General features: G+C 48.2%; 9 protein-coding genes and 1 pseudogene. 3 read left to right on the top strand and 7 right to left on the bottom strand.

The genetic code is table 11. From position 1 onward, the window contains the following. The first annotated feature begins 283 nt into the window (after positions 1–283). A complete protein-coding gene (locus tag TQ39_RS01345) occupies positions 284–1,267 on the top strand; it encodes a helix-turn-helix transcriptional regulator (RefSeq protein ID WP_050004277.1) in 984 nt (327 codons plus the stop codon). A 60-nt stretch (positions 1,268–1,327) separates the two neighbouring features. Here the strand turns inward: TQ39_RS01345 and TQ39_RS01340 are convergent, their stop codons facing one another. The 7 genes and pseudogenes from TQ39_RS01340 to TQ39_RS01305 form a co-directional block, all read right to left on the bottom strand. Next, positions 1,328–1,681, bottom strand: a complete 354-nt coding sequence (locus tag TQ39_RS01340; protein WP_050004276.1) for a TnpV protein — start codon at positions 1,679–1,681, stop codon at positions 1,328–1,330. A 26-nt stretch (positions 1,682–1,707) separates the two neighbouring features. Then, entirely contained in the window at positions 1,708–3,588 is a 1,881-nt protein-coding gene (locus TQ39_RS01335) for a recombinase family protein (RefSeq protein ID WP_050004275.1), read from the bottom strand. Positions 3,589–3,678: 90 nt separating this feature from the next. Then, positions 3,679–4,632: pseudogene (locus tag TQ39_RS01330) on the bottom strand (type IV secretory system conjugative DNA transfer family protein); the annotation flags it as partial. Next, entirely contained in the window at positions 4,619–5,056 is a 438-nt protein-coding gene (locus TQ39_RS01325) for a PcfB family protein (protein WP_412433752.1), read from the bottom strand. The gene TQ39_RS01325 and the pseudogene TQ39_RS01330, both read right to left, overlap by 14 nt. A 193-nt stretch (positions 5,057–5,249) precedes the next feature. Further along, positions 5,250–5,963 carry an antirestriction protein ArdA gene (locus tag TQ39_RS01315; RefSeq protein WP_050004272.1) on the bottom strand — a complete coding sequence of 238 codons (714 nt, stop codon included), beginning with the start codon at positions 5,961–5,963 and terminating at the stop codon, positions 5,250–5,252. After that, positions 5,963–6,304, bottom strand: coding sequence for a DUF7768 domain-containing protein (locus TQ39_RS01310; RefSeq protein ID WP_050004271.1), 342 nt, complete (start codon positions 6,302–6,304; stop codon positions 5,963–5,965). Before TQ39_RS01310 ends, TQ39_RS01315 begins: the two co-directional genes overlap by 1 nt. A 277-nt stretch (positions 6,305–6,581) precedes the next feature. After that, the gene (locus tag TQ39_RS01305) at positions 6,582–7,949 is read right to left on the bottom strand and encodes a ParB/RepB/Spo0J family partition protein (RefSeq protein WP_050004270.1); all 1,368 of its coding nucleotides are present in this window, start codon (positions 7,947–7,949) and stop codon (positions 6,582–6,584) included. 235 nt (positions 7,950–8,184) lie between these two features. On the opposite strand from TQ39_RS01305, the gene TQ39_RS01300 reads away from it, so the two are divergent. Both TQ39_RS01300 and TQ39_RS01295 read left to right on the top strand, forming a co-directional pair. Continuing rightward, complete coding sequence (locus tag TQ39_RS01300) at positions 8,185–9,225, top strand: hypothetical protein (protein ID WP_050004269.1); 1,041 nt, start codon at positions 8,185–8,187, stop codon at positions 9,223–9,225. After that, a complete protein-coding gene (locus tag TQ39_RS01295) occupies positions 9,212–10,819 on the top strand; it encodes a hypothetical protein (RefSeq protein WP_050004268.1) in 1,608 nt (535 codons plus the stop codon). The genes TQ39_RS01300 and TQ39_RS01295 overlap by 14 nt, the downstream gene beginning before the upstream one ends. The last annotated feature ends 179 nt before the right edge of the window (positions 10,820–10,998 follow it).

The following is a 10,998-nucleotide window of genomic DNA, read 5'->3' as shown; positions in this document are numbered from 1 at the left end:
TCCTATTTATTATTTGCTGGCAGAAGCCTCATTGACCTACGCACAAAATCGTGATAGAATTGCTGTGATTAGAGTCAGCTAACCAGCCAGTAATGTCATTCTACTCAGTGATTTTTTGGGTGTCAAATCCGGCAAAAAAGGTCAAAACAGGAGTTAAAAGTGGAAAAACAACCGGATATATCAGTGCTTTTTGTGGTTTTGCTGACAGCCTTTGCGACATTTTGGAGCATAAAAAAAGATACTGCGGATTATTCCGACTACATAAGAAACGGGGGTGAGCAGGATGCAGACCGATTCTACACAGGCCGCGCACGAATTAGGGGATGCTTCTTTTTATCTGCATGATTATCATTTTCGACAGGATAATCATAATGGAATCTGCACCTTGCAGCCGCAAAACAGACAAGGCTATGGAAATATCTATCAGGTTCAACCGACAGATGGATTATTCCTGTCAACCGGAAGCTGGATACCATACGCCTCAATGGAACGCAAATATGAGATCAATCAAAAGCTGGTGAAAATTTATTATTTGGAATCCGGCGGTGTTACCCTGATCCAGAATGGGCGGAAAGCCCAACCTATCACAGAGGGAATCCACCTTTATCTAAATAAGCCGTCACAGGGGCGAGTATTATATCAACCCAATATACCAATCAGCTATGCGTCAGTTTTGCTGTTTGAAGATTACATAGAGAAAAATCTGCAAGACCGTTTTACCCCGGACGATTTTGACTATGCAGAGGTTTATGATTGGAAAGCTTTTGATTATAATACCCCGGAAATTGGAACCCTGTTTTTGCAGATACGGGATAAACTGATTGCTGGCGAAACCTCCCGTCTTTACTACGAAAGCAAAGTAGGTGAACTGCTTTCTATTGTGGCAGGCAACTTTCATAAACAGCGACAGGAGATAGCATCTAAACACCAGTCTCTTTCCAAACAAGAGAAAAAGGCGCTGGAATCTGTACGTCTGGCTATTGAACAGAATATTTTAAACCCACCAGAACTCTCGCAGCTTTGCAAAATAGCAGCAATGGGGCAGACCAAACTTCGAGAATCATTCAAAGCCATGTATGGTGTTCCTATTGGGGCTTATATCCGACAGGCAAAAATGCGGTATGCGCTTTTATTGATGTCAAAACCGAATTTGACAATCGGCAATATTGCAGAGCATTTGGGCTATGCCAATGCAAGTAAATTTGCGGCCACTTTCCGTAAAGTTTATGGAAAATCCCCAGAAGAATATAGGAATCAAAAAAGATGAAGTCAGTCTATTTACACTAACTTCGTCTTTTTGATTATATTGTAATTTATTGTTAGGGAATCAGTCGTTAATCAATTCTGCTAATATGATTTCTTCTGCCTGCGCTTTCAGCGTGTTCATCAGCCCCACCCAGCGCATAGGGTCACAGGCTTTCAGTTCCTCCGTGACACCCGCAACTTCCATCATGTGAGGCAACATGGTTTCCACACGCCCCTGTGCTGTCCGCTCAATCTCTAACAGGTGCGGATACAGCTTCTCGCTCATCAGCAGTTGGTTGTAGAGAATAGGACGGTGTTCCTTCAGGTAGGACTTTCTCATCCTGCCGTACTTACCGATAGAAGTTTCCGGCTGTTCAGAAAGTTTTAGGTTGGGTATATCATAATCTCCACAACGAATGTAAGTCAACTTACTCATATTCATTCTCCTTTGCTCCGTGATGATTAGACTGCTGCGCTGGCTGCTATGCTGCCTTTGCGCGGTTCTTCTTTCGGCAGCTGTCCGACAGTAGAAAAAACACCTTTTTTCATATCCTCAGCCCGGATCAGGGCTTTCTTAGCGTCCATTTCCGCTTTTTTCTGCGCCTTGATTTTGTCCTCATACCGTTTCTGTGCGCCGCTGGCTTTTCGTTTCAAATAGTTCTGATGGAGCCTGTCCTTGCGTTCTTCTTTTTTTCGCAATTCTTCCTGTTCCTCCGGTGTTAAAGGAACCGGCTGTAAGGATGGTGGGATATAGCGTCCTAAAAAATTGAAGTAGATTTCAATTTCCTGCGTGGTGTCCTGGCTGCCTTTTCGGGCGCGTTCGTGGACAAGGATTTTCTCTACAAACTCATTGAGCATGGTGTTTGTCAGCGTGTCAAAATTCTCGTATTTATCAATCAGGGCTATAAATTTCTCTGCGGATTTCTGGCTCTGCTCATAGCCGGTAACAGCCTTTTCCAGCTCTGCAATTTCAATCTCAAGTGCGTCCTGCTCTTTGGCATACTGTGCATCAAGCGCCTTATATCGTGCATCCGGCAGCTTGCCGAGGGCGTTGTCCTCATAGATTTTGCAAATCAGTTTTTCCAGTTCTCCGGCTCTCTTTTGGGCAGCAGCCAGACGCATGCGCTTTTTCGATATATCGGCACTCTGTTGAGCAACCTGCGTCTCCTGAACAGTGTGAATAAATTCCGTCCGGTCATTTCTCGAATATTCAGCGATAGCCCGGAGCGTGTCGGAAACCAATGTCAGGACAGCACTCTCATTGATACGGTGTTGTGTAGGGCATAGTGTCCCACACGGAACTTTGGTATAATTGGAACAGGTATATTGAGAAACCCGCTTGCCATTGTTGGTGCGGTGGACATACATCTTGCCGCCGCAATCGGCACAATAGAGCAAGCCTGTGAGGGGAGCCGCTTCGCCCCAGCCGTTTGGATAACGCCGTACATTGCTGCGGATTTTCTGCGCCAAATCAAAGGTCTGCTGGTCGATAATGGCTTCATGGGTATTCTCAAAGATCGTCCACTCGTCCTCAGAAACATAGTGGCTTTTCTTGTCCTTAAAGTGCTTGCGGGTCTTGAAATTGATGGTATGCCCCAAATACTCTCGTTTTTTCAAAATGTTCACGATGGTAGATGATCCCCATCCATAGGGGTCTTTGACCGGCTTTGAACGGTTCACACCCTCGTTGAAGCGGGCAAGGTGTACGACAGGAATTTCAATCCGCTCTGCGGATAATTTGCAGGCGATCTGATAAGGCCCATATCCCTCCAGCGTGAGGGAGAATATACGGCGTACCACTTCGGCAGCTTCCTCATCTACCAGCCAATGCTCCCGCTTTTCGTCCCATAAGTAGCCGTAAATCACGGTGCCTGTCAGGTGCTTACCGCTCATGCCTTTTGACTTAAACACAGAGCGGATTTTCCGGCTGGTATCACGGGCGTAAAATTCATTCATAATGTTGCGGAACGGAGTGAAATCGTCATCGCCTTTCAGACTGTCCACACCGTCATTGATCGCAATCAGCCGAACTCCGCGCTGCCGCAAAACCTCCATGACCTGACCGACCTTTAAATAGTCGCGCCCCAACCGGCTCATGTCCTTGATGACGATTGCCTCTACACGCCCTGCCTCCACTTCCTCCATCATCGCCAAAAATCCGGGGCGGTCAAAACGGGTGCCTGAGATACCATCATCGGTAAAGTGCGTAGGGTTGGGCAGCCCGTTCCGGCGGGCAAAATCCTCTAACATCTGTTTTTGGTTGGATATGGAGTTGCTCTCGCCCTGTAACTCATCGTCCCGGCTCAGGCGCTCGTACAGTGGGGTAATTTTTTCATTTCTCATGGTTGTACCTCCTGAAACAAAAATGCTCTAAGTGATTGCTTCACTAACCATGACAAAATCATGATTAAGAAGTCACTTAGAGCATATATCACCGCTGGCCAGCTTGTACTTCTTGTACTGCTTCACCGCAAAGCAATCCGGCTTGCGCTGTTCCAGCCCCTTGAACATATAGTCCACGGCGTTGAGAAAGTCCTCGTCATCCTCCTTCACTTCCATGCCGGAGATCATGTCAACCAGCGTATTCATGTTGCGCTCCTCCTCGGAGCCCTCAAAAATGATGTACCCCAGCAGGGCGCAGTACAAAAGCGTTTCGGCCTTCGTCCAGAACGGATCGCCCTCTTTGCCCTCGCCCTTGGTGTTGGAAATCAAGGCGTTTACAAACTTCAAGATGTCCGCCTCATTCTTGATGTAGGCCAGCGGATTATAGTGCATGGATTTTGAAAAATCTATGCTGTTGAATACCTTGATTTTATACCCCCGCTGCTGGAGAAAGTGACCGACTTGCCCGAGGACACCTCCTTTGGGATCGACCACTACATAGGATGAATGAGCTTGGAGCAGCTGGGGGGTGAGCCAGAACCGGGTCTTGCCGGAGCCGGACGATCCGATGACACAGGCGTTGAGGTTGCGGGCGTTGGCCGGATTTTTGGGCCGGGTGTTGATGGTGAGCATCTCCGTCCCGGTGAGAATGATATTATTTTCAAACTTGGGATCGACAAAGGGCTTGATGTCCTTTTCCGTTCCCCACCGGGCGGAGCCGTATTCCTCGTCCCGCCTGTATTTCTTTGCGTTCTTGCTTTTGAAGTAGATCAGTAGGCGAAAGGCCACCGCCCCCACAAGGCCCACCAGCCAGTCAAAGGGATCGAGCCCTGGCGCAAAGTCGGCAAAGGCCGGGCCGATGCTCCGGCCCAGCCCCAGCAGCTTTTCACCAAACCCGGCCCCCGCTGCCAGACGGTAGGCCGTCCCCAGCTTCAGACAGGCCCAGCCGATAAACAGATAGGGAATGTTGGGGAGAATGTACTTTCGGATTTTATCTGTCGGCATGAACCACCTCCTGTACCCGCTCTTTGGGACGGGGCCGCTCTTGGGCAAGCTGCTCCGACGCCCGTTTGAGCTGATCCTGGATGGGGATGCGCCGGGACTTGGACTTGTTCAGTACCTTGCGGGAGTATTCAGAAAAACAGGCGGTCATGGCGTCGGCCTGCCCAGCCTTGAAGAACAGCAGATATTTGTCCGGCCCGGTTTTGTAAAAGGCGTAGTCCACATTCCATTTCCGGGCCACCCGGTCAAACAGCTTGGTGTCGCCGGACAGCTCGATGCTGGATGCCGATGCGCCGTGGGCCATGAGCTTTTTCACGCTTTGCTTGCCATGTGGCGTCTGCTTGGCCCGGTGGTGCTTGGCGATTTTCCGGCCAATGGCCCGCAGCACATAGGCAAGGCCCCGGGCGGTCAGTTTGGACGCCTTCACGGAAACGGCAATCGTGCGCCGGGAAACATCTTCATCAACCAGTCAAACCACCCCCTCGTCGTCACAAACTCCGCTTTGCTCCTTCGGGCGTTGCCGCCCGAAATCCGCCCGCTTCGTTGCTCCTTCTCTCCCCACAAAGTCATGCGACTTTGTGGGGCACCCCATGTTTGGGACAAATTGTCCCGAAGTGTTGTTATCGCTCCGGCACCTCCTTTCTCGGGTGCAGCCGTTCTCCCTCCAGCGAGGAACGGTCAATGACCTCCTTGTAGGCGGCCATCTGTTCCCGGATGTTAAGCTTGGGCATGGAGAAAACCTTGTGTTCGTCGGGAATGTCCTCCCGCCCGTGGTAGTGCTCAATGAAGCTGCCGCCATTGTTCAGCACATAGCCACCTGGGGCGTAATGCCCATCCTCGTTGAGCCGAATATCCCGCCCGTATGCCTCGTAGTCGAAATAGTTGAGCAGGTGCTCCGGCACATCAATAGCCTCCATGTCCTCCACATAGATGCGCCCCAGCGTTTCATCGTCTGTCACACCCGGATAAAACTCAAAGCAATCCAGATTTTGCGCCAGATTGATCAGCTCTTTCACGCTGCCGGTGTATTCGCCGCTGTCAATGACCGCTTCAAACTTCTCCAGATCGCTTTGATCCAGCTCGGAGATCACGCAGGCCAGATGGTTGAGTTCGTCGATGTTCTCATATTCACCCAAGTGGTCGTACAGCCCCAGCACATCCCCGTCAAAGTCGGTGATGAAGATTTCCTCATACCGCACCCCGTCAATGCCGATGCGCTTCAAGAGGGCCTGCACCTCCTCGTGTGTCGTGGGGAATTTCAGATATTCGCCTACCAGTTCACCTTCGTTGTACTTCCCCAAGTTGGTGACATAGGCTTCAAACAAGGAGGGCATCAGCGCCGCCCCTGTCCTTTGACGGTGAGGATACCCTCCAGCGTTGTGGCGGTGATCCCCAGTCGCTGGGCCACGGCGATGTCGTTTTTCATGGCCTCGGTGACGGTATGGCCGCACACCACCAGCACATGGGAGCGCCGCAGCAGGTCTCGGCTCATGTCGATGCCGCTCTTATGCTCCTCGGGAACCGCATCGTTGAGGAACAAGGGCAGATACAGCGTGGGGCAAATAGGCGAAAACCCCGCCTCGTACACCGCCCGGCAGTACCGGGCCGCCTGTTCCGTGCTTTTGTAGTCCTCGCCGCACCATGCGGCGGTGATATACGCAAGGGGTCTTTTCATAGAAAACCTCCGTTTCATGGTGTTCAACTCTATCCCCCCGCCCTTTCCCATTCATGGGAAAGGGGGCGGCTCTGGAGGATATGCCCCCGTCACGCCCCCGGGAATGGCACAGCCGGGGCCGCCCGTAAAGGGCAAGCCGCCGCAGGGCGGCGGTGCGATGCACCCTTGACGGACAGCGCCCGGCCATGCCGTATAAAAGGCGGCGACGGGGGATAAATCCCAAGAGCCTTGAACGAGGGAACGAAAAAGACCTCTGGACAAATTGTCCCAAGGTCGGTTACTTCTCCATGTCCTTTTTCTTGTCCGGCTTGCCCAACTCCGGGGGCTGCTTCTCCTTCCACTCGTCCAGCAGGGCCAGAATGGTGTCCTTCATCTCCCGGGGCGTCTTGTTCTTACCAAAATACTTTTCCAGTTCGGCGCTGTTGATGATCACCTTGTCAACCTCCTTCTTCTGTTCGCTCAAAATGCCGTCGATCACATCGCCGTTCAGCTTGCCCTCCTTATCCAGTTCCCGCATCTTCTGCGCTTGGGAGAGTGACGGAGAGGACGCCTGCCCCTCAATGGCAACGGCGATATACTTCTGGTGCTTGGGGCGGATGAAAGAAATCTCTACGGCGGGGGTAAAAGAGAGTTGCTTCTCGTCCACCATCTTTTGCAGATCAGGGACAAGCTCGGTCAGGCGGATATACCGCTGCACCTGCTTGTAGTTCATGCCGTTGCGATCCCCGACAATCTGCGTGGAGCGTTTTCCGGCGTCCCGGTCATCCTCGCCGGGCCGGGCTCCTTGGTGTTTGATAGCCTCCACCTGCTGTTTCAGCGCAGCCCCTCTTTCTGTGGGCACGATCTTCTCCCGGTGCCGCAGGTTGTCATCCGTCATGGCGAGGATGGCCTCGTCATCGGTCATGTTGCGGACGATACAGGGCATATTGATAAATCCGGCCATTTCGCTGGCCCGCTGGCGGCGGTGTCCGGCGATGATCTCATATCCGCCGCCCTCACGGGGACGCACCAGCGCAGGCTGATTGACCCCGGCAGCCTTGACCGACTCCACCAGCCCCTGCATTTCCGCATCGTCCCGGACACTAAAGGGATGATTTTTGAACGGGTGCAGCTCGGAAAGATTGAGATACACGATCTCCTCTTTCACGCCACGGGTGGCATCCCGAGGGGTGGGCGGCTGCTCAGTTGCAGCCGGGGCCTTCGCCGTGGCGGGAGCACCTTTCCCGGCAGGCGGTTTGCTTTGGGACATTTTGTCCCGAGGTTGCGGCTTGGCCTTGTCGGGGGCCGCCTTGTCAGCCCTGGCCGGGCGGCCCCTGCGGGGCTTGGCCGCATCCTTCGCTTTATCCGCCTGCTTGCCCTTATCCGGGGCCGCAGCCTTTTCCGGGGGCTTGCCCTTCGCCGCCCCATCCCGGGCAGCGGTAAAATCCACCACCTTTCCGGCGGGGGCGGGATCTCCCATGCCGGGGATCGTGGTCTGCTTCTCGTCCTTGCCCGGCTGCGGTGTACCCTCTACCACGGGGGACTCCGTCTTGGCCGGGGCGGGCTCCTGCACCGTGGAATCGGCTTTGATAGGCTCCACCTTTCCCGGCTTGGGGGACTCGTCCACCTTCCCAGCGTCAGGAATATTCTTTTTATCGTCAGCCACCTAAAAACCTCCTTCGTTGTGAAATAGAAAAAGCCAGCCCGACGGCTGGCCTGTAGGGGAGCACCCCTCCTTTCTTGTTGGAATATATGAAAACGCTGCTCACAGTCCCTATAAAGCAGCAGCATCATCCAAAGGTATTTAATGACATTCTAAAGTGTTCGTGGTAGAATTATTGTAAAAAACAGCGATTCTCTGAACTTGACCATCAAGTATTTTTCTGATGTGGGTGGTTTAAATGTACAAATTCAAAACCAGTGAACAGAATAATGATAAAGCAACTGAATTTGAAACCAAATCTCTCCTTTACCTATTGACTAAAATTAAAGGTCACCGTGGTATAAGCCTCTTTATCATTGATTGCTTTAACGATGTCACAGGTGTTTCCGAAGATTATTTTGACAGTTGGGATATTCAATCAAAAAATGTTGCATCGTTAACCCCTCGTACGGTCGGCAAAGCACTATATACGCTATTTTCAAATTATGTGAGTGACATTTCTTTTGGCCATTTTATTCTATACTTGCCACAACTTAAAGAAAGCTATGTTGAGAATACCTCAGTAGAGATTTTTGACATTAGTAATTTCAAGAAAACTAAAGTCTCTCATGTAAAGGAAGGGTTGATAGCCGAGATTAAGCGTCGAAATGATCCGGATATAAACACACCAGCTATTATTTCGGAAGTAGACCAATTTTTATTTGATGTTATTTTTATATTTGACAAATACAATAAAAGCGATTACATCAAATCTATTATTAAATTCAAGAACGTTTCCAAATTGGATGATGAGTTCTTGACTCGTATTTTTGATGAAATTCGAATGCAGCAAGCATCCAAAAAAATCAGAAATGTTTACGGTGAAGAAGTTTCTTCAATCCAAGAAGCAGAGAAATTCGAAAAAAATATCTATCGAAAAGATATCGAACTGCTTGTTGTTAATAGAGTAATTGGAAATGATTTATTTTCCTCAAGAGGAATTCCGCTCTACTTCATTCAAGAAGTCCAAGGAATGGATGAGGAAGACATTGCTGATTTAATCCAAGAATGCCAAGCCCAAATTAGTAGAACACTTTTTAATAAAAACAATAAAAGTGCATTTTGGATCCTATTAGAAGAAATAATGACAACACTCGAAAAAGATTCTGCGGCAGGGATTCGCGTGATTCTTGGAAAATTATCTTCTCGAACTAAAAACAGGCTATTCACATTAGACGAAACCGCACTGCTGTATTTGATAGCGTTAGTAAAGGAGGGCCTGAAAAGTGAAAATTCTTAAAACAGGCTGCGGAAATACCCAAGAATCGTTCATCGAGGATCGCCTTACTGATGGAGTGAATGTAATTTTTAGTAACGACAACAATAAGGGAAAAACTATTATCTTTCAAGGAATGATGTATGCTTTGGGAAATGAGCCAATTTTCCCGAGCGGTTTTAACTACAAATCATATTACTTTTATACCAGTATCGAACATAACGGAGAAATATTTGAGTTTCTACGAAAAAACAGCACGATTGCTGTTAAACAGAGAGATATTGTAACGGTATTTAATGATACATCTGAGTTAAAATACTTCGTTACAAAAAATATATTTTCACTACCATACATTATCAAGGATGGGTTTCAAAAACTTGTTGATCTCTCACTCTTCTACCAACTATTTTTTGTTGGTCAGGATAGACGTAATCCATCTAATATTGTAAATAATGGGTATTACAACAAGCAGGATTTTGCAAATATGTTGTATGCTCTTTCCGGCTGCCTGACGTTGACAGAATCCATCGAAAAGTTAAAAGCATTGAGATTAGAACTAAAAAAATGTAAATCTAATATCGAATCATTAAGTAAGCGGCTGACTCTTTACCGTGAACATCCCGAGATTGCGAGTGCAGTCTCAAAAACTGCTGATCGAGAAAACATGGAAAAGGAACGGCAAGAATACCAAGCTCTTAATGATGCTATTTCTACTATGCAAAAAAAGCGAGCGCGGCTCATAAATCGTAAAATTAAATTGGAAAACCTCATCTCCGAGCTTAATTCCTTGAATACGCAGTTAAAATCAGGCGAAATACGCTGTCGAGACTGTGGCAGCAGCAATATTACTTATGTCAGCGGAGATTTGAGCTTTGAACTAACAAATGACTTAGTAAGAAAAAACGTTATGCGCTCTATTTCTGACTCCATCACTCTATATACAGCCGAAATCACAGAATTACAGCAGAGAATAAATCAGAAGCAAGACGAGTTAAAGCAAAAAATCCAAAAAACACCTGTCCCTGTTTCAAATATGCTGATATACTCTGAAACAATTCGAACATATAGCGAGGATGAAGAACGACTGTCTGAATTGCATGATAAACAAGATGCTCTTGAAGCCGAAATTGAAACAGAGCAAAATCTTCAAGATTCAAACTCTCAAAAGCAAACCAAAGTAAAAGAAAGCATCCTTGCAAGCATGAACTCATTTTATAAGCTCATTGATCCTGATGGAACTCAAATCTTTAAAGACTTCTTTTCTACAAAATCAATGACGTTTTCAGGAAGTGAAGAGCAGGAGTATTATTTTAGCAGAACATTGGCAATCTTCTGGCATCTCAAGCACGATTTTCCAATTATTATGGATTGTTTTAGAAAAGGAGAACTGTCCACAAAAAAAGAAAACATTATGATCAAAGAGTACCAGAAGACCGGAGCGCAGGTTATCTTATCTTCCACCTTGAAAGATGAGGAATACTCATCTGGCACAAAATATTATAATATGGATGGTGTGAACGCAATAAACTACGAATCAAATCCCAATAGCCATATATTGCAAAGTATTTACTGCGAACGCTTTATGGGCCTTGTCGATTCGTTTGGTGTTATTTATTAAGGATTTCTAAAAACAAAGTGTAACCCAATGCTTATTGTGGGTTACACTTTGTGACTGTGACTGGGAAGAAGCCTTGCTTGCTGCTTGCAAACTATTGGTATTACTGGATTTCCACAGATCCTTTAATGACACTCGGACCACGGGTAAGTCCTTATGGGGCTTACCCGCTTTTTTGTTTG

This window comes from Ruthenibacterium lactatiformans, from assembly GCF_000949455.1.
In the GTDB taxonomy this organism is placed as follows: domain Bacteria; phylum Bacillota; class Clostridia; order Oscillospirales; family Ruminococcaceae; genus Ruthenibacterium; species Ruthenibacterium lactatiformans.
This window is presented reverse-complemented; position numbering and strand designations above follow the sequence as displayed.